The organism is Cupriavidus basilensis (assembly GCF_000832305.1).
GTDB lineage: Bacteria > Pseudomonadota > Gammaproteobacteria > Burkholderiales > Burkholderiaceae > Cupriavidus > Cupriavidus basilensis_F.
Map to the genome: position 1 here is coordinate 4,070,997 of NZ_CP010536.1, position 23,702 is coordinate 4,094,698.

Consider the following 23,702-nt stretch of genomic DNA (forward strand, 5'->3'; position numbering starts at 1 on the left):
ACTCAATTGATAGGTATTTGCAGGCGCTCAAAGAACGCGCGGTTGCGCTTCTTTGCATCGGTAAGGACCTTGTCGTAAGACACGATTTCTATGTAGCAACCCTGGGCCTGGTGATACTTGAAGAAGCCTTCATTGTCTGGCGTTTTAACAAAGTCGTGGTTGTCGGCAATGGCCTTGATGCGAGGCGTCAGACTGCAGAGGATGTATGCATAGAACGGGATGGAGCCAACGTTAATGGTCTTGCCATCCTTGTCCTTGGCCTGCCCTTCCTTAATTTTTCTGACGTAGCGGAGAACTTGCTCCACCGGGTTCTCGTCCTTTGCCGGGTACTCGTTGCGCTCGGGCCGCTTAAACTCGACGACAACCACCGACTGGTACGGGCTCTTCGTCTCAGAGAAGGCCCGCGCCGTATTGAAGATGGCCAGGTCGGGCTCATCGCCGCCGGTGGCATTCACTGCTCTCAGCCGCGTCATCGGAAGATCGGACGCCAGATACGAGTGGTAGGCCAGGCGCTCGTCAACGACCCACAGGTTCTGCCGAGAGAATTCGACATCTTCGGAGTCAGCCTGCATCGGATAGATGAGGCTGTGCACGAGGTCCTCGCGTGCGTAGGACCCCGACTCTTGTACCTTGAGCGCGGCTTCCAGCATTTCCAAGATGGTGCGCCGATGGACAACGTACTTGGCAAGGGCAGCCTTCCCGAGCTCATTCTCCTCGTCGAGGAATTGCTGATACAGGGCCGCGTACTCAGGCGAACCAGCCACAGTATCGAGCGGCCCCTTCCTGATATCCGCCGCGCGCTGCCGGTGCTCCAACTCAATGTCCTTCTGCGTCTTGTATAGCTCGATGTCGAGCTGGTCTTTCGACACGTTGGCTGGAATGCGTTCCAGCTTGTCTCGATAGCGCTCTTGCAGCTGGAACCGGTACTGCGGTGCGTCCTGCTGAATGAAGTTTTCGATAAGCTGACGCTTCTCCTCGCGCAGCTGCGTCGTGTACGGCTCGGCGACCTGCTTGAGCGCCTTCACGACCTCGGCATCAAGCTCTTCGCGCGTCATCTCTCCCGGGAAATCCAGGTCGGCTTCCTGCAGAAACATAAAGGCCGTGCGCTCAGCGCTGACCTTGGCGTCAAGGTACGGGGCGACGACGTAGGTGCGGAAGACGAACTGCTCGCCCTGGTCGTCGGTGAGGCGCCCCTGCAGGTCGGGTATTGCCTTGCTCGCCTTCCACTCCAGCACCTCACGCTGGTTCGCGCAATACGAGATGGTGTGGTTCTTGGCCGCGCTGGACTGGTAACGCAGGACGGTCACCTTGAAGTTATGGCCCTTGAGCTCGAACGTCACCTCCTGTGCCCGCTCCTTCGCTTCCTCGGCAAAGATGTAGTTCAGGTTGCACGACTGCCCGTCGGCGTCGTGGAGAAAGATTTGCGGACAGCGACCGCCCACGAAGTGGATGAGCAGGTGGTCGATGACCTTGTGGGCGATGGTCTCAAGCGACTTAGGAAAGTGCTTTTCGTATTCGGCACGCAAGCTGGTGAGCTTCACCGAGGTCCGCCGTTCCTTCACCTCGGCTTCGTCGACCTCCTCTCCCTCGACTCCTTCCGTCGTCACGACGAACCGGAAGGTTCGGCGCATCCAGTGGTCGTCATCTTGGCAGTAGGTGCTGTCGATAGCGGCTTGGTTGAATACCTTGAGCCAGGTGAAGCGGCCAATGCCCTTGTTGCCTCGGGTTGCCTTGCGGGTCGAGTCGGAGAGGAAAAACGCGCGAACGTTGCCGTCGTTGAAACCAGCGCCGTTATCGACGATGGTGATGTCCCGGATAGCTGCCAGCGCTGTTTCCTCGTTGCCGGCCAATGCCACCTGACGGGCCTCTCGCTCAAGATACACGTCGATACGGCCATCGCCGGCGCCGCTATCCTCGATAGCCTCAATGGAGTTCACTAGGCACTCGAAGAGCGGGATGAGCGGCTGGGTAACAGGCAACTGGAGGTTGCGTATCCGTCCGACGATGTCTACCTGCATGGCTGTCCTTCCCCCACTTTCGAGTCTTTTAATAGGTTGCTGCCGGCATGGCGCCTCAATAGTAACCGGCTTGTAGTCGCAACCATTGGCTGCGGATGGCAGATTATGGCCACTGCACCCGTCCTGTCGCCAACTCCGAGTGACAGCACCCAGTCTGCGGATTTACTGATCGATGCAACGGGTGCTGGAAATCGTCCGACCGAGGTCTCACCCGCCGTAGACAAGATGCGGCGCAACGAGCAAAAGACCGATCCAGATCTCCAGACATGCAAGCAGGGCGCCGGCAGTCATGCACCATCTGGTAAAGCCCTGCCAACCGCCATCGTCAATGCCCGCGACCTCGCCGTCGGCTTGACATGGATCGATTGGTCCTTCTCGTGAGCAAAGTAACCGACTAGGTAGTCCGTCAATCGTGTCACGTGGCGTTCGTCATGCCCCATGAGAGGGTCCAACACCCACCGCCCTTGCCGTTTCAATGGCAGACGATAATCCGGCGCGTGGCAGTTAAACACGAAACCCCGTCCATCGGTAGCCCTGAACCACCGTCGAGAAAGAGCGGCAATCACCGCATCTGTCGTGATGTTCTTTGGCCGGTTGGCGTCGACGAAGAAGCAGCAGTGGAAGTGATTGGCACCGTTCGACCCGCGCTCCATCTTGGTGATGTAGCCACGCATGTATTGCAAGATCTGCTTGTCCGCATCTCGGTAGAAATTGGCAAAAAACCGTGTCCGATCCTGGATCGCGACGCGGGTATCAATTCGTGCCCGTGACTCTGGGTTCTCTGACGGCCAGCCAGCGTGGGCAGGTACAAACGCCCACTGGCCGGAATCTGCCACGCCCCATTGCCCGTATGGCATGGCGTCAGCGAGGACAAAGACCTTCTCCTGATACTGGAAATCTTGCCGGATCGGCTCCAATCGATCCCCGCCCTTAAGCAGCTTCGGTACGTATCCGCCAATGGATTCCGTCTGGCTGCGTTCAGTGTCGCTCTTCCACTTCCGCATTTGCGCCCATGTGTTCTGTTGCCGCGCTAGGGTACGAAGCGCTTGCACAAAGTCATTGAACACCTCCGCCTCCAGCTTCGGGACGGCCGACAGATGCGAGCTGGGGTTGCGGAACGCGCAATAGCTCAGCCACGGGTGCTGCTGGAAGCAGGTACGAAAGAGAGCCAAGAGCGGGCTGTACGCATACCCAGGTATCACGATACCCATCAAGTCTCGCATCGCATGGAAATAATAGTCGAGTGAATATGAATCATGAACGATGACCATATTGGGCGAAGCGTACTTGATCGCACCTGCGTGATGGATTTCAAACGGCATCCGCTCAGTTGCCAGAGCTATCCGCAGAAAAGATAACAACTCGTCGATAACAAGACCATATTCACCAACCTCCCAAAATCGCGGATAGAGGCTCGCTACTGCTTCCCTCTGATTATCCGGGATGGAATAGTCTGATTGCATGTTTCACCTGTGATTGTTTCTCTCAGGTGATTCATCATTGCTGTAAGAAATAGCCCTGCAGCTGGAGCATTATCTGAGCAATGATGGACGATAATTGTCTATGAGAGACACCTCCCCTCTGTGCAGCGTCCACCCAGGGGATATTGGCGTCTTAATGAGACACCTCAGGATCACCACTCAATCATCTAAAGAACAGTTATCTCACTCCCTCTAAATCATGCATATCTTAAATTAGAGGGACAGTGAGGCAACGGTTGCGCAGCAAACCGATTCACGGACCGAAAGACCGTGTATGCCGTGAGATTTAATAAGGAAATTCACTTTTTTCGACCTCATCCGAATACCGAGTTATCCGGATGAATGGGCGACCGGAAATTCAACTGACGGCAACCGCATGCGCGACTCGTTCCCTGCCTCATGAGCTGGATCTTCCAGTCGTTCCACCACGGCCACAGTCCTAGGGATCCCGAATTTCGTTGTCGCCGAATAGGGCGACGGAGAAGTACTGCCGCCCCGGCCAGGAATGGCACTGCCCAATGATCTGGCTCCTCATAGCTGCATCCACCCGTTCCTGGACCTGTAGGCCAGATCACAACCATGGAGTCCGGTACTGCATTTCTTGTCGCTCCCCATGAAAGCAGCAACTACGGTCTATTCATTCCATTTTGCCCTCCATAAAACCTCTAGAGATACTCACGTTATCTTCTTGAAAGATTCCTTGATGACTCCTTGATCATTCTTGAGTTAGTTCTGCTTAAGTCCGGTATGATCCTCATAAAGCAAGCCACTTAATAGATCATGACTATCGAAGTGAACGAGACATTAGTGCGAATTACAGAATATTGGGGGGAAACGCCTTCCTCGCGAGAGAGACGATGGCTTTGGGCTTGGTTGAAATATTTTTTCCCTGGCCGGCCAGTTCTGCTCATGAGGCCGGGTGCGTCGCCAGTTGAGTCGATCGTCCATGTCAAACCGCTGATTTTGGATAGCGATTGCGATACTGAGCTTGAACAATTGCTGAGGCAGCAAGTCGCATCTATCCAGACGCTGCGTGCCGGAAGATTTTTTAATCAAGCGGAGGATTTTGATTGGGTAGGCACCGAGCACCGGCAACTCTGCTGGCTCATTAACCACACCCACAACTTACTGAGAATTAGAGTACCAGATGCCGAGGCACGTTTTAGCAAGCGAGATTATCTCATTTGCCTAATTGATCTTGTCCTAGCCTCTTTGCTTGACAAGAAGAACTATCTCGATAGACTTCATCAATCGTGGCTTCGACATTTGCGGGATACGTCCTATCTGAATTGGTTTAGCGATGATGACGAACCGGGGCGATGCGATTTTGCATGGCAAGTTCTTGATACCCGAATGCAATACACGCTACTAGACTCAATTCAACTAAATCCCGTCATTGGCCAGGAATTCAGAAAATACCCCGGCGGCACGGGATTGAAATGCTATTTCGATTCGCTTCAGGTTTCTGATTTTGAGAAGCAAAGTCACGTAGCTCACATCAAAAAACTCTGGAGCCAGCGAAAATACCGTAAGAAACAGGAAAAGAATAAAATTCGTCAGAGGAATTTTGTTCTGCCTGATGCAACCATTAAGAATCTGGACAAGCTAGCCAAAGGGCTTGGCGTATCTCGTACCCAGGTCCTAGAGAGGTTAATCGAACTCGCCGTCAGACACGGCATGCCCGGTGCGCTAGCAGATCCAGGCACAACCTTCGATTTGCCCGGGGATTACTGATTTGAGGGCTTTGTACGGGCGGCTGGAAATCAGCACCAACTGACTGGCGGCATCACGATGTCTGCGCATGGCCGGCGTGCTTGGCCAATATGCCGAACACCATCTGGACTGCGCCCAAAGCGGCCGCAATTGGCCGATCGGGACGGGAGTCCGACGGGTATCTCCCCGCCCCATACAGGCCAAAAAACTATTTGGTGCCTGGTTCGGTAGCGTCGGGACGGTTGCCGCTCAACAGTTTCTTGACATCCGCGACCAGCCACAACAATCGACGATTGGGAAGCTTTGTCGGCCGGATGCCAAGGTAGCTTCCATCCAAGGAGTAGCGCTTGCGAATCGACTGAGGTTCGATGGCCAGAATGGCCGCCAACTCTTCTGTGGATACGTGATCCCGGTTTGCCGGAATCGGCATTGGAACACGCGGCGCGCTCTTTTCCACTGCCTTCGGTGCCGGAACACCCACTGATGAATCGCTCGAAACCTGCCCTGCAAGGGCCCGGATTACGCCGATCGTCTCAGCTGACTGGGCCGCGTATTCCGCAACAGCAAGCGGAATCAGGTCCGGTTGATCTGATTGCACCTTGCCGCCGCCGATGACATCAAAGATGAGCCGCATCCATTCCGTCTCGATCTCCACGTCCTGACACCACGCAAGAAACTCTTGGGGTGCAAGTTGCGTCGGCGCAACGGTGCCGCTTTCCTCATCGTCGCAGGACCAGTCCCATAGCCGCATGATTTCACGAGCCTTGGTGTGACGGTCGATGACGTCCCCTTTGAAAGGCTTGTCGTCAAGGCCCGTCGCCTCACGAGGGAGTTCAGCACACCCTGCCGGTGCATGGAGGCCCGACAGGACAAGGGCCCCTTCCGCCGGCGTCCAGGTTGACCGATCGAGATACATTTTCAAGACGGCATAAAGCTGCCTTGCGGCAGCGACCCGTTCTTGTGGCGTACTTGCTTGCGACACGACCTCGTTCCCCTTTGATGCGGTGGTACTAATCTGGGAACGATTCTATCGTGCGAGACCGATGTGCCACACGGGCAAATGAGGCACTAAGCCGCGGTAGTGTTACGTCGCGCGCAATTTGGCACAGTTTTACGCGCGTTGGCATTGCGCTGGCCATGAAAAACGGCGGATTGCCGCCGTCCTTAACCTTGATTTGACTTCGCCGCAGCTAGCTCTGCCTTCGCTGGGGCCGGTCCTGCCTTCACCGGGGGTGGCTCAGACAGGTCAAAGTCATAGAAATGTGCCCATAGGCGCTGCCATGGGTTAAGGGGCTTAATGTGGTTATGATTGCCTTCGGCGGCATGGAGCTCGTTCTGACAGATGCGAACGAGTGCCCCAAGCGCCCGTGGCTCGCTCCCCTCAGCCTTAATGATCTCAGCCTCAAACACATGCGCCTGGGCCTCGTCGAAAGCCCCTTTTGCAACGATTCGACTCTCGATGTCGACGAATGTCTTCGCCAGATCGGCATGAGCGCGAGAGCGCTTTGCGTAGCCGAGCACCAGACTCAACGTCGACGTAATGGCGACGCCGGCAGCGATATAGGGTTGCCATTCGGCCACAACAACCTTCGGCATGATCGCCGTCGCACCTAGAACAGAGAACGCCTTCGTGGCGTTGTCCAATATGTCGAAGAATCGCTCGCGCTTCTGATGGTACGCCCGTGACAAGCGGCACCACCTCAAAAGGTCGCATCGCGTGTTCCAGACGTCCTCATCGTCCCAAGCCATTACTTGCCTTTTTTAGCCGGCATCGGGGGTGGCGGTGCCCAGCTATCGCGCGGCCTCACAGTTCCTCCTCCTCCTTTTCGACTCCAGCCATCTTCCGTATATGACTCTTGGATGGGTCGACGCTGCGGCACAGGGGCTGGCGTTGGCTTCGGCGTCGGGCGGGACGGCTTATTTTTTTCGCTCACAGAAAATCCAGCTTACTCGATGGGAAGTTAAGTATGCCACCTCGGCAAGGGGTGTGGCGGGAGCCACTTCCGGGGGTAAACACTAGATACCATGTAATTACGTTTTTTTGACTTTTGGTGCCAAATGGCGCAGAAGGCGGAAACCGGCTGGAAGCCTTGAATTGTCTGGCTTTGCGGCGTTTTTTGTTGTTCCTCTGTTATGCCAGACTAAACGCTACCCACATGTAGTGCGCAGGCAGGACATGGTTCCAGATGGATCCAGAGGGATTCCAATTTGGTTACATGGCGGTTACATGACCCGCAAAATGCACAAGGGGTTACAGAGAAAATCTCTGTAACCCCTTGATTTTATTGGTGCCGGCTGCAGGACTCGAACCCGCCACCTGATGATTACAAATCAACTGCTCTACCTGATGAGCTAAGCCGGCATGTTTGGTGCAGACCGCGATTCTACTGCATGCGGCGCAAATTGACGATGCCTTCCTGTGCTTACTTCACGACCTTCAGCGAAGGTTTCCTGGCGCCAATGCGGGACACGGGCGGCGGCGTGGGTTCGTCGTCGCCGTTGTGGTCTTCGTTGGCTTCCGCGGTGACCAACGGCTCGCTTTCGACCGAGGACAGCTTGGGCGGCGGGTTGTTCTCGCGCTCGGTTGCTGCCTGGGTTTCAGGCACGCTGCGTTCCACGGGAAAGGCCATGCCTTGGCCGTTTTCGCGCGCGTAGATGGCGAGCACGTTCTCGATGGGCACGTCGATCTTGCGCGAGATGCCGCCAAAGCGGGCGCTGAAGCCGATCCACTCGTTGCCCATGTCCAGGCCGCTGGTGGCGTCGAAGCTGACGTTGAGCACGATTTCGTTGTTCTTGACGAACTCGCGCGGCACGCTGGTGTTGGCGTCGACGAAAACGGCGATGTACGGCGTGAAGCCGTTATCCGTGCACCACTCGTAGATGGCGCGGATCAGGTAGGGCTTGGTGGAGGTTTCAGGCATTGTGCTTCCAGTGGCGCAGTCCGGCGGCCCGGCGCGAGCTTGTCGCGTCGGGCCAAAGCCGGTTTAGCGGCGCATCACCTTTTCAGACGGGGTGAGCGCTTCGATGTAGGCCGGGCGGCTGAAGATGCGTTCGGCGTACTTGAGCAGCGGCGCGGCGTTCTTCGACAGTTCGATGCCATAGTGGTCCAGGCGCCACAGCAGCGGGGCGATGGCAACGTCGAGCATCGAGAATTCTTCGCCAAGCATGTACTTGTTCTTGACGAAAATCGGCGCGAGCTGGGTCAGGCGGTCGCGGATGGCGGAGCGAGCGCGCTCGTGGTTCTTCTCGGCGGCCTTGCCCTTTTCATTTTCGAGGGCGTAGACGTGCGTGAAGAGTTCCTTTTCGAAGTTGAACAGGAACAGGCGGGCGCGGGCGCGCTGCACCGGGTCGGCCGGCATCAGCTGCGGGTGCGGGAAGCGCTCGTCGATGTACTCGTTGATGATGTTCGACTCGTACAGGATCAGGTCGCGCTCGACCAGGATGGGCACCTGGCCGTAGGGGTTCATCACCGAAATGTCTTCCGGCTTGTTGAACAGGTCGACGTCACGGATCTCGAAATCCATGCCCTTTTCGAACAGGACGAGGCGGCAACGTTGGGAGAACGGGCAGGTGGTGCCCGAATACAACACCATCATGGTTGGATTCCTTTGATGCGGGGTCGATTGACTGGATCGGTATTCTGGCAGAACCGATATAGAGAAAGCAAATTAGAGATTCATGAAGCACATTTAAGTGCATTCGATACGCATTAAAGGGGGCTTTGAGGCACATTTATGCGACATTGCACCTGCAGCCCATAAAGCAAAAGGGCCGGTGCGGGGTTGTTCTGCACAACACCCGCCCCAGCCCTTCTCCCCATCGGACCCGCAGGTCTTCCGGGGTATTACCGCGTTTTACTTGATGTCTTTCCAGTACGAAGCGTTCAGGCGCCAGGCGAAGACGGTGAACACGCCGAGGAACATCAGCACCCAGACGCCCAGGCGCTTGCGCTGGTTCTGCGCGGGTTCCGCCATCCAGTCCAGGAAGCCAACCAGGTCGCTCGTGGCCTGGTCGTACTCTAGCGTGCTCATCTTGCCCGGGGTGATCTGCTCGAAGCCGGCGAACTTGTGCACCTTCTCGCCGTGCTCTTCCACCTCGACGAACTTGGCGGCGCGCTGCCCTTGCAGCTCCCACAGCACGTGCGGCATGCCGACGCTCGGGAACACCAGGTTGTTCCAGCCCGTGGCACGGTTGTCGTCACGGTAGAAGGTACGCAGGTAGGTGTACAGCCAGTCGTCGCCGCGGGCGCGGGCGATCACCGACAGGTCCGGCGGCGTGGCGCCAAAGAACGCCTTGGCATCCTTCGGCGGCATGGCGATGGTCATCATGTCGCCCACCTTCTCGCCGGAGAACAGCAGGTTCTCGCGGATCTGGTCGTCGGTCAGGCCGATGTCCTTGAGGCGGTTGTACCGCATCATGGACGCGCCGTGGCAATTCAGGCAGTAGTTGACGAACAGCTTGGCGCCGCGCTGCAGCGAGGAAAGATCGCTCGTTTGCACGGGCGCCGGCTCAAGGGGGTAACCCCCTTCGTTGGCCATGGCGGGCGCGGCGGCAAAGCAGGCGCCGGCCAGCGCGAGAATCGAAAGCAGCTTTTTCATCTTTTGTCCTTGTGCTCTTGTCGGGGTACGTCCGGGCTCAGTGCGGGTGGAACGTGACACGTTCCGGCACTTGCTTGAACTGGCCGACGCGGCTCCACAGCGGCATGGTCAGGAAGAAGGCGAAGTACAGCAGGGTTCCCAACTGCGACACCTTTTCACCCACCGGCGACGGAGGCTGTACGCCAAGGTAGCCCAGCACGACGAACACCACCACGAACACGGCGAGAATGCTCTTGTGGAAGGACGGGCGATAGCGGATGGACTTCACCGGCGAGTGGTCCAGCCACGGCAGGAAGAACAGGATCACGACCGAGCCGCCCATCACCAGCACGCCCCAGAACTTGGCGTCGATGAAGTAGAAACCGACGGCCAGGATCACGGCGATGGCAAGCGCGCCAACCTTGATGCGGGCGTCCTTGCTACGCAGGAACACCAGGCCAAGCAGCACCGCGAAGAACACCCACAGGATCGGCAGGAAGTTCGAGGTGGTGGCACGCAGCATCGAGTAGAACGGCGTGAAGTACCAGACCGGCGCGATGTGCGGCGGGGTCTTGAGCGGATCGGCCGGGACGAAGTTGTTCGACTCCAGGAAGTAACCGCCCATCTCCGGGAAGAAGAAGATCACCGCGGAGAAGATCATCAGGAAGCCGCCCACGCCCATCAGGTCGTGCACCGAGTAGTACGGGTGGAAGGGGATGCCATCCAGCGGCACACCGTTCTCGTCCTTCTTGGCCTTGATCTCGACGCCGTCCGGGTTGTTCGAGCCCACTTCGTGCAGCGCGATGATGTGCGCGACCACCAGGCCCAGCAGCACCAGCGGCACGGCGATGACGTGGAAGGAGAAGAAGCGGTTCAGGGTCGCGTCGCTCACGACGTAGTCGCCGCGGATGAACAGCGACAGGTCACCGCCGATCACGGGGATGGCCGAGAACAGGTTCACGATCACCTGCGCGCCCCAGTACGACATCTGGCCCCAGGGCAGCAGGTAGCCCATGAAGGCCTCTGCCATCAGGCACAGGAAGATCAGGCAGCCGAAGACCCAGACCAGCTCACGCGGCTTGCGGTACGAACCGTACAGCAGGCCACGGAACATATGCAGGTACACCACCACGAAGAAGGCCGAGGCGCCGGTGGAGTGCATGTAGCGCACCAGCCAGCCCCAGGGTACCTCGCGCATGATGTATTCCACGCTGGCGTAAGCCACGGGAATGCCAGCGGCGTTGAGCGTGCCGTCCGGCTTGTAGTTCATCACCAGGAAGATGCCGGTGACGATCTGGATGACCAGGACCAGCAGGGCGAGCGAGCCGAAGAAGTACCAGAAGTTGAAGTTCTTCGGTGCGTAGTACTTGGAAAGATGATCTTCCCAGAGTTGGGTTGCGGGGAAGCGTGCGTCGATCCAGCCAAGCAGGCCGGTCGTCTTTACTTGTTTTTCGGCCGCCATGGTCAAGCGTCTCCTTTTTCATCCTTGCCGATCACGATCTTGGTGTCGGACAGGAACTGGTACGGGGGTACGTCGAGGTTTTGCGGAGCCGGCTTGTTCTTGAACACGCGGCCAGCGAGGTCGAACGTCGAGCCGTGGCAGGGGCAGAGGAAACCGGGATCGGAGCCGAGCTGGGGATTGGAGCCGGGGACAAAGGGGCCAGAGGGCGAGCAGCCCAGGTGGGAGCAGATGCCCACCACGACCAGCAGATCCTTGTGTTCTGCGCGGGAACGCGTTTCGTTCTTGCAGTACTCGGGCGTCTTCATGGTGAAGGGAACGTCCGAGTTGGGGTCGGCGACTTCGGCATCGGTCTTCTTCAGCGACGCGAGCATTTCCTCGGTACGCTTCAGGATCCAGACTGGTTTGCCACGCCATTCAACGGTCATCATCTCGCCTGATTTCAGAGCGCTGATGTCGGCTTCTACCGGGGCTCCGGCGGCCTTTGCCTTCTCTGACGGCGCAAACGTACTGACGAACGGAACCGCTACCGCCACGCCTCCGATGCCGCCAGCGACTGACGTCGCAATCAACCAATTGCGGCGACCCTTATCCACGTTCTTCACGTTTTGCTGGTCACTCATTCCAAACCCCAGGGGATGTCAAATTAGATTTTGCGTCAACCGTAAATTGTACCTTAGGCACATGTGGCATTGAAAGGCGCACGGTGATTGCGCGACGTACGATAATCGGCCACAAATAGGGCGATGTGGCCTGTACGCTTGCGTTACAGGCGGTGATGGGGCAGGCTTTTATCCTGACAACCGTTCAACGAAAGCAACACTGGGAGAAGAGCATGGGGATGATGTCGGAGTTCAAGGCCTTCGCGATGCGGGGCAATGTGATCGACCTGGCAGTCGGTGTGATTATCGGCGCCGCGTTCGGCAAGATTGTCGATTCCGTGGTGAATGACCTGATCATGCCAGTGGTGGGCCGCATTATCGGCAAACTCGACTTCTCCAACCTTTTCGTGGTGCTGTCCGAGCCGCCGGCGGGCGTGCCGCACACGCTCGACGCCCTTAGGAAAGCCGGCATTCCCGTATTCGCCTATGGGAATTTCCTGACTATTCTGGTCAATTTCATCATTCTGGCTTTCATCATCTTCATGATGGTGCGCGCCATCATGAAGATGCGCGCCGCCGAACCGCCGCCGGCACCGGCTGCCACGCCCGAGGACGTGGTGCTGCTGCGCGAGATCCGCGACAGCCTGAAGGCACGCCAGCCCTGAAGCAATGCCAGGCGCGGCCCGGCCACCACGCCGGGCTCGCGGCACCAGATCAGCCGGAAATCAAACCGGGTTGGGAATATCGATAAAGGTATGGCGCAGGCCGAATTGCTGCGCCAGGTGTTCACCGAGCGACTGGATGCCATAGCGCTCGGTGGCGTGATGCCCCGCAGCCAGGTAGGCCACGCCGCTCTCACGCGCCAGATGGGTGGTCTGCTCCGAAACCTCGCCGCTCAGGTAAGCATCCACGCCGGCTGCCACCGCCGCGTCGAAGTAGCCCTGGGCACCTCCGGTGCACCAGCCCACGGTGCGGATCATCTGCTCAGGATCGCCGATGGCAAGCGGCTCGCGGTTGAGCACACCACCCACATGGGCGGCCAGCGCTGCTAGCGGCATGGATTGCGGCAAGGTGCCGGTCCAGCCAAGCTGGCCGTCGCCGAAGCGCCCGGTGGGGGTGAAGCCGAGCTGCAATCCAAGCTGGGCGTTGTTGCCGAACTCGGGATGGTCGTCGAGCGGCAGGTGATAGGCGAGCAGGTTCACGTCGGCGCCCAGCAGCCGCTTCAAACGCGCGTGCTTTTGCCCGATCACGCGGGCGTCCTCGTTTTTCCAGAAATAGCCGTGATGGACCAGGATGGCATCGGCGCCGGCCTCGATCGCGGCTTCGACCAGGGCCAGGCTTGCGGTCACGCCGGTGGCGATGTGCTCTACCTCGGGGCGGCCTTGCACTTGCCATCCGTTCGGGCAATAGTCTTTGTATCGAGGTACTTGAAGCAGGTCGTTCAAGTACAATTCAAGATCTTTTGTTTTCATATTCTGCCCAAAATCCAATATGTTGCGCCGCTTTTGGCTGTTCTTTGCTCAGGCTGTCACCGTTGTGCTGGCAGTGTGGTTCGTCGTGGCCACGCTCAAACCCGAATGGCTGCAGCGTGGCCGGGTGGCCGTGCAATCCGGTTCGCCCATCGTTGCGCTGAAGGAAGTCGTCCCCAATGTGGCCGGCTCCTCCGCGCCGGGCTCATACAGCGAGGCGGCCCAGCAGGCGATGCCGGCGGTGGTCAACATCTTCACCAGCAAGAACGGCAATAAGCAAACGCCCAATCCGCAGGCAGAAGACCCCTGGTTCCGCTTCTTCTTTGGCGATCGCCTGCCGGAGCGGCGGGAGCCGGTGTCGAGCCTTGGCTCGGGCGTCATCGTCAGCGCGGAAGGCTACATTCTAACCAACCACCACGTGGTGGACGGCGCCGACGAAATCGAAGTCGCCCTGACCGATGGCCGCAAGGCCAACGCCAAAGTTGTGGGTTCGGACCCGGAAACCGACCTGGCCGTGCTCAAGATCACACTCAAGGAACTGCCGGCGATCACGCTGGGACGTATCGAGAACGTCAAGGTAGGCGACGTGGTGCTGGCCATCGGAAACCCCTTCGGCGTCGGCCAGACCGTCACCATGGGCATTGTCTCGGCGCTGGGCCGCAGCCACCTGGGCATCAACACCTTCGAGAACTTCATCCAGACCGACGCGGCGATCAACCCGGGCAACTCCGGCGGCGCGCTGGTCGACGCGCAGGGCAATCTGCTGGGCGTCAACACGGCCATTTATTCGCGCTCCGGCGGCTCGCTGGGCATCGGCTTCGCCATTCCGGTGTCCACGGCCAAGCAAGTGATGGAATCCATCATCTCGACCGGCTCCGTGACCCGCGGCTGGATTGGCGTGGAGCCTCAGGACATGACCCCCGAGATCGCCGAGTCGTTCGGCCTCGAGGCCAAGGAAGGCGCGCTGATCGCTGCCGTCGTCCAGGGCGGCCCGGCGGACAAGGCTGGCGTGAAGCCGGGCGACGTGCTGGTTTCGGTGGATGGGCAGAGCATTACCGACACCACCGCCCTGCTCAACGCCATCGCCCAGCTCAAGCCAGGCGCGGAGGCCAGGATGAAGGTTGTGCGCCGTGGCAGGCCGACCGAACTAACGGTGATGATCGGCAAACGGCCACCGCCGCCGCGCCGGGCCCTGCCGCTGGATGAGGAAGAGTAGCCGGCAGCGGGTTGAGCTTTCAGAAGATCCTACCATCCTACCCTGCCATCGCCGCAAGCCGCCCCACCCAACCCCGCCCTTTGTGGCGGGGTTTTTTGTTTTAAGGCCTGACGGCGACGCGTATCGAGCCGGGTAAGCGAACCTGGCGTTGCGCTACGAGCGCCCGGAAAGGACATCCTGCCAAGTCGCCGGGCATGGGAGAGCGCCCAGGGAGCGCGGCACTACTGGCCGGAAGGTGGTGGCAACGGCGAAGCCGAACACCCCGGGCCTCGCCATGCGCGGGGATGCGGGGAAATGCACGAGAGGTTCATGCGCACCGCTTATGTGACATCGAGGCAGTGCACCGTGACTAACCAGCGCCGGGCTTCATCCGAGATCCCTCATTGCACGCCATCCTCGATACGGCGCGCACAAAACAAAATGCCGACATCCTTGCGGATGTCGGCATTTTGCATTCAAGCCAATCTAAAGCGGGCTTGCGCCCGCATTAAATTAGAACTTGTGGCGGATACCAACGGTAGCGCCGAACTGGTTCGCGCCTTGCTGCACGTTGGTCGTGCTGGAGGTGTTGAAACCGTCCACGCCCAGCGACGAGCCGTTCTTGTTCTTCACGTACGACAGCGAGGTGTACAGATCGGTACGCTTCGACAGAGCGTAGTCAGCCGTAGCGACGAATTGCCACGGATCTGCGCTCGTTTGACGGAAGTCTTGATAGTACACAGCGCCGGTCAGCGAGAACGCCGGGGTCAGCTGGTAACCCAGGCCAGCCCAGTACACGCTCGAAGCCGAGTTCGTCAATGCCGTCGACACGCCAGCGGCGTTCAGGGCCGATGCGCCAACCAGGCTTGCGCCGTTGAAGGCGTGAGCGTAACGGTAGCCAGCGTACACCTTGGCCGGGCCGAATGCGTACGTACCAGCAACGCTGGCGCGGCGGATCAGAGCCGCGTTTGCGGCGTCAGCACCAGTGTTGTTCGTCTGGTCATAGAAAGCACCAACCGAGAACGGGCCTGCTGCGTAGCTTGCGCTCACGCTGTATTCGCGGCCACTGCGGAACTGACCAGCAACTTCTTGGCCGTTGTTGGTGAAGCTGTACAGACCAGCGACGGTCAGGCCGCCGAACGTGCCGACGTACTTGACGGCGTTGTCAGCACGCTGAGCGAATTCAGCTGCGGTCGAGGTGATCGAGTAGCGAGTCGAAATCGCCATCGGATCGTAGGCCAGGCCGAAGTCATACATCAGGGTCTGTTGACGACCCAGGGTGACCGTGCCCCATTGGTTCTGCAGGCCAACGTATGCATTACGATTGAACAGGCGGCTGGAGTCAGCTTGACCGCCGGTGTCGGTGTTGAAGCCGCTTTCCAGGACGAAAATGCCCTTCAGGCCGCCACCCAGATCTTCCACGCCACGCAGGCCCCAACGCGAACCCGATTGGTTGCCCGACGTCATGCGGTACAGGTTGTCACCGGCTGCGTTAGCCTTGTTGTTGTACGAAATACCAGCGTCAACCACGCCGTACAGGGTCACGCTCGATTGGGCATACGCACCACCAGCGGCCAGGGCAGCTACAGCGGCTGCAAACAGTTTCATCTTCATATCGACACTTTCCTTGTCAACTGATTGGGAAATCTTGGCTTGCCCAAGTGCTTGGGCGACGCATTTACCTTCACGTCTGCTGCGTATTATGGGTCAGCGCCCCCGGCCGCTAGAAGGCTTTTTCATCGTTAACCATGGTTACGGACACATTTTGTTGTGATGTCGCAACAGCATAGACGACGTTTTTCACCATTTTGGTGCAAAAGTTACGGTGCCAAGCCTTGTTCTCGCCATTCGGGCCCGGCGGTCAATCCGCCTGAGCTTCACTGGCTGCAGCGTCCGCAGCAACGGGCTTTGTGGTGAATCGCGCCATGATCAGCCCCAGCTCATAGAGCGCAATCAAAGGCACCGCCAGCAACAACTGGGACAGCACATCGGGTGGCGTCACCACGGCGGCGATCACGAAGGCGCCGACGATCACATAGGGGCGAATCTGCTTGAGCTTCTCCAGCTCGACCACGCCGAAACGCACTAGCACGATCACGACCACCGGCACCTCGAAAGTAATGCCGAAAGCCAGGAACATGGTCATGGCGAAGCTGAGGTATTTGTCGATGTCGGTCGACATCTCGGCACCCAGCGGCGCGTTGTAGTGCGCCATGAAATGGAACACCGTGGGAAACACGAGGAAATAGGCAAACGCCACACCGCAGATAAACAGGATGTAGCTGCTGCTCACCAGCGGCACGATCAATCGCTTCTCATGCTGGTACAAGCCGGGCGCGACGAACTGCCATATCTGGTAGAGCACCCAGGGCAGCGCTATCAGGAAGGCTACCAGCAGCGTCACCTTCATCGGCACGAAGAAGGAGCCGGTGACGTCGGTGACGATCATCCTGCCGCCCTTGGGCAGCGACTCCATCAACGGCCTGGCAAACAGGTTGTAAATGTTCGGTGCCCAGTAGACCAGGCTGACGAACACCAGGATCACGCCCGACGCAGCCTTGACGATACGCGAGCGCAACTCCACCAGGTGAGAGATGAAGGTTTCCTGCGGACCATCGTCTTGCGGGTCTTGGGGATCTTGGGAACGAGAGTCGCTCATGGCGTGGACCGCTCAGCCGAGGTGGCTGGCATCGAGGAATCAGTGGCGATACAACGGCACGGCGCGCAAGTCGGAACGCACGACAGCGGTGGCCGGCCGGATACCGGCGTGTGGACAAGCCCCTTCATGCTCACTCGAAGAAAGAGCGAGCGGGACCGGTGGCGGGACGGTGGCGCTTGACGCGCGCGGCGCCGGATTGCGCCCACACGCGTACATTGTGCTGGCGCTTGTACCACAGGGGTTGCGCGCCCTGCTTGACGCGCCAGCTCTTGCGGCCGTTGTGAGGCTTGTGCGCCGTGTCCCAGGAAGGCACATAGCCGCCGGCCGGGCTTGCACCTGCCTGCGTGCTGGAATCGGTGCCGGTCAGCGCATCGCTCAGGGCCTGGCCGTGCTCGTGCACTTCCTTGTGGATGGTGCGCTCGACATCGCGCGCGGCGTCCTCGAACTCCGTGCGCATCTTGCGCAGTTCGTCGAGTTCGACCTCGCGGCTGACTTCTGCCTTCACATCATTGATATAGCGCTGCGCGCGGCCGACCAGTGCGCCGACCGTGCGCGCCACCTTCGGCAGCCGCTCTGGACCGATCACCACCAGCGCCACCGCGCCGATCAGTGCAAGCTTGGAAATGCCGAGATCGATCATGCGAGGTTCGAAAGGATGAGGCCGTAACAACGGCCGCCCCGGCCAGCGCGCAGATCGCCACGCAGGCAAGCGTGGCAAAGCGAGCATGGCCGGCAAGGCATTGCTGCCAGGAGGAAGGACATCGGGCGTGCTGACAAGGGTGGGATCGCGCTTACTGCTGGCGCGACTTTTCCTTGGCTTCGACGTCGATGGTGGTGGTGTCGCGCAGTTCCTTGGCGGGCGCGTCCGGCGCGTCAGCGGGGTTCCCGTTGGCATCCTTCATGCCGTCCTTGAAGCCCTTCACGGCGCCACCGAGGTCTTGGCCGATATTGCGCAGCTTCTTGGTGCCAAAGACCAGCATGACGATCACCAGCACGATGAGCCAGTGCCAAATGCTAAACGAACCCATTTTCTGCTCCTGATGAAGCCTGGGGCGGCGCCTTGCCACCCCGGCTTGTTGTTCCGTCACTGAAGGCCATGCCGGGCGACGGTTGCCGGCACGGCATCTGACCGAAGGCCACGCGGCCCGCGGTCCTGCATGGGCTGGCTGCCAGGCTGGCTTGAAGCCAGTTTTAAGGCAGCGGCACCTTCCACTGGCCGCGCGGGCCACCAAGCACGTGCAGATGGAGGTGGTACACCTCCTGTCCGCCATCCGGGCCGGTATTGATCACCGTCCGGAAACCATTGCCACAGCCTGCCGCGCGCGCCAACTCCGGCACTTTCAACATCATTTTAGCAAGCACCGCGCCTTCGCCGGGTCCGCAATCGGCCAGCGAATCGACATGCACCTTGGGAATGAGCAGGAAGTGTACCGGGGCTTTCGGGTGGATATCATGGAAAGCCAGCATTTCGTCGTCTTCATACACCTTGCGCGACGGCAGCTGGCCGGCCACGATCCGGCAGAAGAGGCAATTGTGCGGTGAATTCATGAAAATTTCATTGCGCGCAGCAAATCAGGCTGCGATTTCGCCGTGAACCCGTCGGGTTCCCGTCAGAAGCATCAGAAACGCTGATCCGGGTACATCGGCTTGCCATCGTTCAGGTAGAGCCAGCCCTTGACGATACGATACAACATCCACAGGGACAGCACGCCCCATGCCGCAAAGGCCAGCGGTATCAGGAACACCGTGGCAAACAACGCGCCGCCCAGAATGGCCCACGCCACCGACCACCAGAAGGACCGGATCTGCCAGGCAAAGTGAGAAGCATAGAGGGTGCCCCGCGTGTCGTCGCGCTTGACGTACCCCACCACGATGGCGATGAGCGCGGTGATGCCGCCGGTCAGCCAAAAAATGGCGTACAGAGCATAAAGAATGTGCGTCAGCTTGCGCAGGCTGGCGAGCCGGTCGTTGTCAGCGGTGATCACATCCCCCATCGTCGTTGCTCCTCAAAGCGGCTCGTAGCTGCGGGTACCGACTGGCCGGCGCGGTAATTCAACCGCCGTCAGCCTTGCGCTGGGCTTTTTCCTCGAGGCCGGACAGGCCTTCGCGGCGCGCCAGTTCGTTGACCACGTCGGCCGGCTTCAGGCCGAAACGGGCGAGCAGCACCATGCTGTGGAACCAGAGATCGGCCACCTCGTACACCACCTTGCCGACCGCTTCCGGACCCAGGCCCGCCGCGCGAGCATCCTTGGCGGCCATCACGGTCTCGGTGGCTTCCTCGCCGATCTTCTTCAGGATGGCATCGTCACCCTTGTGGAACAGGCGTGCCACGTAAGACTTATCCGGGTCGCCGCCGTTCTCCGGCTTGCGCGACTCCAGCACGGCGGCCAGGCGGGCCAGCACGTCCGTGCTGCTCAAGTGTTGTTCGCTCATGGCTTGGCCGCGTAGATGGTGGACGGATCCTTGAGCACGGGCTCGACGGTCTGCCAGTCGCCGCTCTCGGCGTCACCCTCGAACTTCTGGAAGAAGCAGGAGTGGCGCCCGGTGTGGCAGGCGATGCCGTCGTTCTGGGTGACCTTGAGCAGGACCACGTCTTCGTCGCAATCCAGGCGCATCTCGTGCACCTTCTGCACGTGGCCGGATTCCTCGCCCTTATGCCACAGGCGCTTGCGCGAGCGCGACCAGAACACGGCCTCGCCGATCTCCGCGGTGCGCTGCAGCGCTTCGCGGTTCATGAACGCGAACATCAGCACGTCGTTCGAGCCGACTTCCTGGACGATCACAGGCACCAGGCCGTTGTCGTCCCACTTAACCTTGTTGAGCCACTTCTTTGCCATGTCGGTTCGCCGTGTTCAGATTCGCACCGGAATGCCCTCGCGGGCCATGAATGCCTTTGCTTCGCCAACGGTGTGCTCGCCGTAGTGGAAGATGCTGGCGGCCAGCACCGCGTCGGCGTGCCCCAGCTTGATGCCGTCGGCCAGGTCCTTCAGGCTGCCCACGCCACCCGAGGCAATCACCGGCACGGACACCGCGTCGCTGACAGCCCGTGTGAGCTCGAGATCGAAGCCGCTCTTGGTGCCGTCGCGATCCATGCTGGTGAGCAGCAGCTCGCCGGCGCCGCGCGCGGCCATCTCGCGCGCCCAGGCCACGGCGTCCAGGCCGGTGGCCTTGCGCCCGCCGTGGGTGAAGACTTCCCAGCGTGCCGGCTCGCCGGGCGCGGAGCTGCGCTTGGCGTCGATCGCAACCACGATGCACTGCGACCCGTAGCGCGCGGTGGCGTCCGACACCAGTTGCGGGTTGGCGATGGCCGAAGAGTTGACGCTGATCTTGTCCGCGCCGGCATTAAGCAGGCGCCGCACGTCTTCCACGGCCCGCACGCCGCCACCTACCGTCAGCGGGATAAAGACCTGGGAGGCCACCGCCTCGATGATGTGCAGAATCAGGTCGCGGCCGTCGCTGGTCGCGGTGATATCAAGAAAAGTGATTTCATCGGCACCCTGCTCGTCGTAACGGCGGGCGATCTCGACCGGGTCGCCCGCGTCGCGCAATTCGACGAAGTTGACACCCTTGACCACCCGCCCGTTGGTCACGTCGAGGCAGGGGATGATACGTTTGGCTAGCATGAGATTCCTTGCCCGCCACGGCGCTGCGCACATGCGCGGCGCCGGTGGCTGCAATTGTCGCGCGCGAGGCGCGTTGTCTTACTGCTCGGCGCCGAGCTTGTCGGCAAGCGCCTGGGCTTCGGCGAAATTGAGGTCGCCCGAATAGATCGCGCGGCCGCAGATGACGCCTTCGACGCCATCCTTTTGCACGCTGCACAGGCGTTCGATATCGGCCAGGTTGGACAGCCCGCCGCTGGCGATCACCGGAATCGTCGCCGACTGCGCCAGCTTGACGGTGGCATCGATATTGATGCCCTGCAGCATGCCGTCGCGGCCGATGTCGGTGTAGATGATGGCCTCTACGCCGTAGTCCTCGTACTTGCGCGCGAGGTCCGCGACTTCGTGGCCGGTCAGCTTGCTCCAGCCGTCGGTGGCAACCTTGCCTTCGCGGGCATCCAGGCCGACGATGATATGGCCGCCGAACGCCGTGCAGGCATCCTTGAGGAACCCGGGATTCTTGACCGCGGCCGTGCCGATGATCACGTACGACAGGCCACCGTCGAGCCAGCGCTCGATGGTGTTCAGGTCGCGGATGCCGCCGCCGAGCTGGATCGGGATCTCATCGCCCACCTCGGCGATGATGGCCTTGATGGCAGCTTCATTGCGGGGCTTGCCCACGAACGCACCATTGAGGTCGACCAGGTGCAGGCGCCGTGCGCCCTGCTCCACCCAGTGACGTGCCATGGCGGCGGGATCTTCGGAAAAGACGGTGGCCTGGTCCATGTCGCCTTGTTTAAGGCGTACACATTGACCGTCCTTCAGGTCGATGGCCGGAATGAGCAACATAAGTGTGACGAGCGTGATTGAGTGAAAGAGAAAATTGAGCTAGCCACCGTGGCCGGCCAACTCGGTCCCGAAAAAGCCGCTATCGAGGTTCAGGGATTCCAATGCACGAAGTTCCGGTACAGCCGCAAGCCCATGGCGGCACTCTTTTCCGGGTGGAACTGCGTGGCAAAAATATTATCGCGCGCTACCGCGCTCGTAAATAAGACACCGTAGTCGGTTTCGCCGGCGATATGCGCCGGATCCTGCGCATGCACGTAGTAACTATGCACGAAATAGAACCAGCTTTCATCGGGGATGCCAGCCCACAGCGGATGGGAGCGCACTTGCCGCACCCGGTTCCAGCCCATCTGCGGCACCTTGTAGCGTGAGCCGTCCGGCTGGGTCATGCCTTCCAGCTCGAAGCGGATCACCTCGCCGGGCAACAGCCCCAGGCAAGGCGTGCTGCCGTCCTGCGTCCTGCTTTCCTTGCTGAAGTCGAACAGCATCTGTTCGCCAACGCACACACCCAGCATCGGCTTGCTGGCGGCGGCCTCGATCACCGCCTGCTGCAAGCCGGACGCGCCCAGCGCGCCCATGCAGTCGGGCATCGCCCCTTGGCCGGGCAGCACCACGCGGTCCGCCGCGCGGATCGCCTCGGGCTGGTCCACCACCTGCACGTCCGCCTCGGGCGCCGCCGCACGCAGGGCCTGCGCCACCGAGCGCAGGTTGCCCATGCCGTAATCCACAATTGCTATGGTAGTCATGATTTCAAAACAGGCAACAATGTCTTAAGCCCGTCCACAATGAATTCCACGGCCAGCGCCGACAGGATCAGCCCCATCAGGCGCGTGCCGATATTGATGCCAGTGCGGCCGATCACGCGCGCGATCGGGTCCGCGGCGCGGAATACTATATATACCACCGCGCCAAGCGCGATCCCAATTCCAACCAGAATCAGCAACTGGTACCAGTGCTGGGTCTTGCCGGCATAGACGATTACCGTGCTGATCGAGCCAGGCCCGGTCAGTAAAGGCAGCGCCAGCGGCACCACCGCGATGCTGGCCTTGGCTTCCGCCTCGTCCTCTTCCTCGGGCGTCGCCTTGGTGCGGCTGGTCTGGGCGTTCAGCATGTTCATCGCCATCATGATCATGATGAGGCCACCGCCCACCTGGAGCGAGGCCACCGAGATATTGAAGAACTCAATGATCTGCTGGCCCAGCAAGGCGGAAATGCCCACTACCGTCGCCACCGAGATCGACGCGATCTTGATGGTATGCCGCTTTTCTTCCTCGGTCTGCTGGGTAGTCAGGCTGATGAAGAAAGGGATGGCCCCGATCGGGTTGATCAGCGCCAGCAGCGAGATGAACGACTTAAGCGTATCCATCGGGTTGGGCTAATGTCGCGCTAATGCCGCGTTGGTGCCGCATCGGCACCACATTGATCGGAAATTTGCCGCCGGCGGCGCAGAATGCGCCGCCAAGCGAGGCTGGTGGACGCCGTTAAGGCTCAGCCGACGAGGGTGCCCTTGGTCGACGGAATCGTGTTGCCGGCGCGCGGATCCATTTCCACCGCCATGCGCAGCGCGCGGCCGAAGGCCTTGAACACGGTTTCGCATTGATGGTGGGCATTGATGCCGCGCAGGTTGTCGATATGCAGCGTCACCGCGGCGTGGTTGACGAACCCGCGGAAGAACTCGATGGTCAGGTCCACGTCGAAGCTGCCCACCCGCGCACGGGTAAACGGCACGTGGAACTCCAGGCCCGGGCGGCCGGAGAAGTCGATCACCACGCGCGACAGGCATTCGTCCAGCGGCACATAGCTGTGGCCGTAGCGGGTGATGCCCTTCTTGTCGCCAATGGCCTTGGCAACGGCCTGGCCGAGCGCGATGCCGACGTCTTCCACCGTGTGGTGGTCATCGATATGGGTGTCGCCGCTGGCTTCGACCTCGAGGTCGAACATGCCATGGCGGGCGATCTGGTCCAGCATGTGGTCGAGGAACGGCACGCCCGACGCCAGTTTCTGGCGGCCGGTGCCATCGAGATTCAGCGAAACGCGAATTTGCGTTTCCGAAGTATTGCGGGTGACCTCTGCAACACGCATGG

26 protein-coding genes and 1 tRNA gene are annotated in these 23,702 nt (G+C 60.0%); 3 read left to right on the forward strand and 24 right to left on the reverse strand.

The annotated features are described in order from the left end of the window. Nucleotides 1–2: 2 nt before the first annotated feature. The gene (locus RR42_RS18775) at nt 3–2,018 is read right to left on the reverse strand and encodes an ATP-binding protein (protein WP_043350151.1); all 2,016 of its coding nucleotides are present in this window, start codon (nt 2,016–2,018) and stop codon (nt 3–5) included. Nucleotides 2,019–2,305: 287 nt separating this feature from the next. After that, complete coding sequence (locus RR42_RS18780; protein WP_043350155.1) at nt 2,306–3,481, reverse strand: hypothetical protein; 1,176 nt, start codon at nt 3,479–3,481, stop codon at nt 2,306–2,308. Between the two features lie 798 nt (nt 3,482–4,279). Between RR42_RS18780 and RR42_RS39770 the strand changes: the two genes are divergently transcribed. Next, entirely contained in the window at nt 4,280–5,233 is a 954-nt protein-coding gene (locus RR42_RS39770; RefSeq protein WP_144409854.1) for a ribbon-helix-helix protein, CopG family, read from the forward strand. A gap of 187 nt (nt 5,234–5,420) precedes the next feature. Here RR42_RS39770 and RR42_RS18790 read toward each other — a convergent pair whose 3' ends face one another. The 8 genes from RR42_RS18790 to petA form a co-directional block, all read right to left on the reverse strand. Further along, entirely contained in the window at nt 5,421–6,194 is a 774-nt protein-coding gene (locus RR42_RS18790) for a hypothetical protein (RefSeq protein ID WP_043350161.1), read from the reverse strand. A 182-nt stretch (nt 6,195–6,376) separates the two neighbouring features. Further along, entirely contained in the window at nt 6,377–6,961 is a 585-nt protein-coding gene (locus RR42_RS37800; RefSeq protein ID WP_052494702.1) for a hypothetical protein, read from the reverse strand. A 537-nt stretch (nt 6,962–7,498) separates the two neighbouring features. Then, nucleotides 7,499–7,574, reverse strand: a tRNA-Thr gene (locus tag RR42_RS18800). A 61-nt stretch (nt 7,575–7,635) separates the two neighbouring features. Further along, nucleotides 7,636–8,133, reverse strand: a complete 498-nt coding sequence (locus RR42_RS18805; RefSeq protein WP_043350164.1) for a ClpXP protease specificity-enhancing factor — start codon at nt 8,131–8,133, stop codon at nt 7,636–7,638. Nucleotides 8,134–8,196: 63 nt separating this feature from the next. Next, entirely contained in the window at nt 8,197–8,808 is a 612-nt protein-coding gene (locus RR42_RS18810) for a glutathione S-transferase N-terminal domain-containing protein (RefSeq protein WP_006159674.1), read from the reverse strand. Nucleotides 8,809–9,066: 258 nt separating this feature from the next. Further along, a complete protein-coding gene (locus RR42_RS18815; protein WP_043350170.1) occupies nt 9,067–9,810 on the reverse strand; it encodes a cytochrome c1 in 744 nt (247 codons plus the stop codon). Between the two features lie 37 nt (nt 9,811–9,847). Next, on the reverse strand, nt 9,848–11,251 hold the full coding sequence (locus RR42_RS18820; protein ID WP_043350174.1) for a cytochrome b: 1,404 nt from the start codon (nt 11,249–11,251) through the stop codon (nt 9,848–9,850). Between the two features lie 2 nt (nt 11,252–11,253). Then, nucleotides 11,254–11,871 (reverse strand): ubiquinol-cytochrome c reductase iron-sulfur subunit, encoded by a 618-nt coding sequence (petA, locus tag RR42_RS18825; RefSeq protein ID WP_043350175.1) that lies wholly within the window; start codon nt 11,869–11,871, stop codon nt 11,254–11,256. A 212-nt stretch (nt 11,872–12,083) separates the two neighbouring features. Between petA and mscL the strand changes: the two genes are divergently transcribed. After that, nucleotides 12,084–12,515, forward strand: coding sequence for a large conductance mechanosensitive channel protein MscL (gene mscL / locus RR42_RS18830; RefSeq protein WP_043350178.1), 432 nt, complete (start codon nt 12,084–12,086; stop codon nt 12,513–12,515). Nucleotides 12,516–12,575: 60 nt separating this feature from the next. Here mscL and RR42_RS18835 read toward each other — a convergent pair whose 3' ends face one another. Continuing rightward, complete coding sequence (locus tag RR42_RS18835; RefSeq protein WP_043352388.1) at nt 12,576–13,322, reverse strand: Nif3-like dinuclear metal center hexameric protein; 747 nt, start codon at nt 13,320–13,322, stop codon at nt 12,576–12,578. Nucleotides 13,323–13,341: 19 nt separating this feature from the next. Here RR42_RS18835 and RR42_RS18840 point away from each other — a divergent pair, with 19 nt between their 5' ends. Continuing rightward, entirely contained in the window at nt 13,342–14,535 is a 1,194-nt protein-coding gene (locus tag RR42_RS18840) for a Do family serine endopeptidase (protein WP_043350181.1), read from the forward strand. A gap of 492 nt (nt 14,536–15,027) precedes the next feature. Here the strand turns inward: RR42_RS18840 and RR42_RS18845 are convergent, their stop codons facing one another. The 13 genes from RR42_RS18845 to hisB all read right to left on the reverse strand — a co-directional run bounded on the left by RR42_RS18845 (nt 15,028) and on the right by hisB (nt 23,700). Continuing rightward, nucleotides 15,028–16,128 (reverse strand): porin, encoded by a 1,101-nt coding sequence (locus RR42_RS18845; protein ID WP_043350185.1) that lies wholly within the window; start codon nt 16,126–16,128, stop codon nt 15,028–15,030. Between the two features lie 247 nt (nt 16,129–16,375). Continuing rightward, complete coding sequence (tatC, locus tag RR42_RS18850; RefSeq protein ID WP_043350189.1) at nt 16,376–17,173, reverse strand: twin-arginine translocase subunit TatC; 798 nt, start codon at nt 17,171–17,173, stop codon at nt 16,376–16,378. A gap of 130 nt (nt 17,174–17,303) precedes the next feature. Further along, a complete protein-coding gene (gene tatB, locus RR42_RS18855) occupies nt 17,304–17,813 on the reverse strand; it encodes a Sec-independent protein translocase protein TatB (RefSeq protein ID WP_043350193.1) in 510 nt (169 codons plus the stop codon). A 151-nt stretch (nt 17,814–17,964) separates the two neighbouring features. Then, the gene (gene tatA, locus RR42_RS18860) at nt 17,965–18,201 is read right to left on the reverse strand and encodes a Sec-independent protein translocase subunit TatA (RefSeq protein WP_043350196.1); all 237 of its coding nucleotides are present in this window, start codon (nt 18,199–18,201) and stop codon (nt 17,965–17,967) included. A gap of 163 nt (nt 18,202–18,364) precedes the next feature. Further along, entirely contained in the window at nt 18,365–18,721 is a 357-nt protein-coding gene (locus RR42_RS18865) for a histidine triad nucleotide-binding protein (protein ID WP_043350199.1), read from the reverse strand. A 71-nt stretch (nt 18,722–18,792) separates the two neighbouring features. Then, complete coding sequence (locus RR42_RS18870) at nt 18,793–19,167, reverse strand: DUF4870 family protein (protein WP_043350200.1); 375 nt, start codon at nt 19,165–19,167, stop codon at nt 18,793–18,795. A 58-nt stretch (nt 19,168–19,225) separates the two neighbouring features. After that, nucleotides 19,226–19,606: a phosphoribosyl-ATP diphosphatase gene (locus tag RR42_RS18875; protein ID WP_043350203.1), complete on the reverse strand. Its 381-nt coding sequence runs from the start codon at nt 19,604–19,606 to the stop codon at nt 19,226–19,228. Next, nucleotides 19,603–20,010 (reverse strand): phosphoribosyl-AMP cyclohydrolase, encoded by a 408-nt coding sequence (gene hisI, locus RR42_RS18880; protein ID WP_043350207.1) that lies wholly within the window; start codon nt 20,008–20,010, stop codon nt 19,603–19,605. The genes RR42_RS18875 and hisI overlap by 4 nt, the downstream gene beginning before the upstream one ends. A gap of 15 nt (nt 20,011–20,025) precedes the next feature. After that, nucleotides 20,026–20,796, reverse strand: coding sequence for an imidazole glycerol phosphate synthase subunit HisF (hisF, locus tag RR42_RS18885; RefSeq protein WP_043350210.1), 771 nt, complete (start codon nt 20,794–20,796; stop codon nt 20,026–20,028). 78 nt (nt 20,797–20,874) lie between these two features. Beyond that, a complete protein-coding gene (hisA, locus tag RR42_RS18890; RefSeq protein ID WP_006159658.1) occupies nt 20,875–21,621 on the reverse strand; it encodes a 1-(5-phosphoribosyl)-5-[(5-phosphoribosylamino)methylideneamino]imidazole-4-carboxamide isomerase in 747 nt (248 codons plus the stop codon). An 89-nt stretch (nt 21,622–21,710) separates the two neighbouring features. Beyond that, nucleotides 21,711–22,364, reverse strand: a complete 654-nt coding sequence (hisH, locus tag RR42_RS18895; protein ID WP_043350218.1) for an imidazole glycerol phosphate synthase subunit HisH — start codon at nt 22,362–22,364, stop codon at nt 21,711–21,713. After that, a complete protein-coding gene (locus RR42_RS18900; protein ID WP_043350221.1) occupies nt 22,361–22,984 on the reverse strand; it encodes a YchE family NAAT transporter in 624 nt (207 codons plus the stop codon). The genes hisH and RR42_RS18900 overlap by 4 nt, the downstream gene beginning before the upstream one ends. 122 nt (nt 22,985–23,106) lie before the next feature. Beyond that, entirely contained in the window at nt 23,107–23,700 is a 594-nt protein-coding gene (gene hisB / locus RR42_RS18905) for an imidazoleglycerol-phosphate dehydratase HisB (RefSeq protein ID WP_006159655.1), read from the reverse strand. Nucleotides 23,701–23,702: the final 2 nt, after the last annotated feature.

Excerpts from the sequence above, each read along its gene's own strand:
- RR42_RS18820 (WP_043350174.1), bottom strand. The coding sequence starts at position 11,251 with ATGGCGGCCGAAAAACAAGTAAAGACGACCGGCCTGCTTGGCTGGATC.
- RR42_RS18840 (WP_043350181.1), top strand. The coding sequence starts at position 13,342 with ATGTTGCGCCGCTTTTGGCTGTTCTTTGCTCAGGCTGTCACCGTTGTG.
- tatA (WP_043350196.1), bottom strand. The coding sequence starts at position 18,201 with ATGGGTTCGTTTAGCATTTGGCACTGGCTCATCGTGCTGGTGATCGTC.
- RR42_RS18870 (WP_043350200.1), bottom strand. The coding sequence starts at position 19,167 with ATGGGGGATGTGATCACCGCTGACAACGACCGGCTCGCCAGCCTGCGC.
- mscL (WP_043350178.1), top strand. The coding sequence starts at position 12,084 with ATGGGGATGATGTCGGAGTTCAAGGCCTTCGCGATGCGGGGCAATGTG.
- hisI (WP_043350207.1), bottom strand. The coding sequence starts at position 20,010 with ATGGCAAAGAAGTGGCTCAACAAGGTTAAGTGGGACGACAACGGCCTG.
- RR42_RS18865 (WP_043350199.1), bottom strand. The coding sequence starts at position 18,721 with ATGAATTCACCGCACAATTGCCTCTTCTGCCGGATCGTGGCCGGCCAG.
- RR42_RS18845 (WP_043350185.1), bottom strand. The coding sequence starts at position 16,128 with ATGAAGATGAAACTGTTTGCAGCCGCTGTAGCTGCCCTGGCCGCTGGT.
- RR42_RS39770 (WP_144409854.1), top strand. The coding sequence starts at position 4,280 with ATGACTATCGAAGTGAACGAGACATTAGTGCGAATTACAGAATATTGG.
- RR42_RS18780 (WP_043350155.1), bottom strand. The coding sequence starts at position 3,481 with ATGCAATCAGACTATTCCATCCCGGATAATCAGAGGGAAGCAGTAGCG.
- RR42_RS18810 (WP_006159674.1), bottom strand. The coding sequence starts at position 8,808 with ATGATGGTGTTGTATTCGGGCACCACCTGCCCGTTCTCCCAACGTTGC.
- RR42_RS18900 (WP_043350221.1), bottom strand. The coding sequence starts at position 22,984 with ATGGATACGCTTAAGTCGTTCATCTCGCTGCTGGCGCTGATCAACCCG.
- tatC (WP_043350189.1), bottom strand. The coding sequence starts at position 17,173 with ATGAGCGACTCTCGTTCCCAAGATCCCCAAGACCCGCAAGACGATGGT.
- RR42_RS37800 (WP_052494702.1), bottom strand. The coding sequence starts at position 6,961 with ATGGCTTGGGACGATGAGGACGTCTGGAACACGCGATGCGACCTTTTG.
- hisA (WP_006159658.1), bottom strand. The coding sequence starts at position 21,621 with ATGTTGCTCATTCCGGCCATCGACCTGAAGGACGGTCAATGTGTACGC.
- RR42_RS18835 (WP_043352388.1), bottom strand. The coding sequence starts at position 13,322 with ATGAAAACAAAAGATCTTGAATTGTACTTGAACGACCTGCTTCAAGTA.
- RR42_RS18875 (WP_043350203.1), bottom strand. The coding sequence starts at position 19,606 with ATGAGCGAACAACACTTGAGCAGCACGGACGTGCTGGCCCGCCTGGCC.
- tatB (WP_043350193.1), bottom strand. The coding sequence starts at position 17,813 with ATGATCGATCTCGGCATTTCCAAGCTTGCACTGATCGGCGCGGTGGCG.
- hisB (WP_006159655.1), bottom strand. The coding sequence starts at position 23,700 with ATGCGTGTTGCAGAGGTCACCCGCAATACTTCGGAAACGCAAATTCGC.
- petA (WP_043350175.1), bottom strand. The coding sequence starts at position 11,871 with ATGAGTGACCAGCAAAACGTGAAGAACGTGGATAAGGGTCGCCGCAAT.
- RR42_RS18805 (WP_043350164.1), bottom strand. The coding sequence starts at position 8,133 with ATGCCTGAAACCTCCACCAAGCCCTACCTGATCCGCGCCATCTACGAG.
- RR42_RS18815 (WP_043350170.1), bottom strand. The coding sequence starts at position 9,810 with ATGAAAAAGCTGCTTTCGATTCTCGCGCTGGCCGGCGCCTGCTTTGCC.
- hisH (WP_043350218.1), bottom strand. The coding sequence starts at position 22,364 with ATGACTACCATAGCAATTGTGGATTACGGCATGGGCAACCTGCGCTCG.
- hisF (WP_043350210.1), bottom strand. The coding sequence starts at position 20,796 with ATGCTAGCCAAACGTATCATCCCCTGCCTCGACGTGACCAACGGGCGG.
- RR42_RS18775 (WP_043350151.1), bottom strand. The coding sequence starts at position 2,018 with ATGCAGGTAGACATCGTCGGACGGATACGCAACCTCCAGTTGCCTGTT.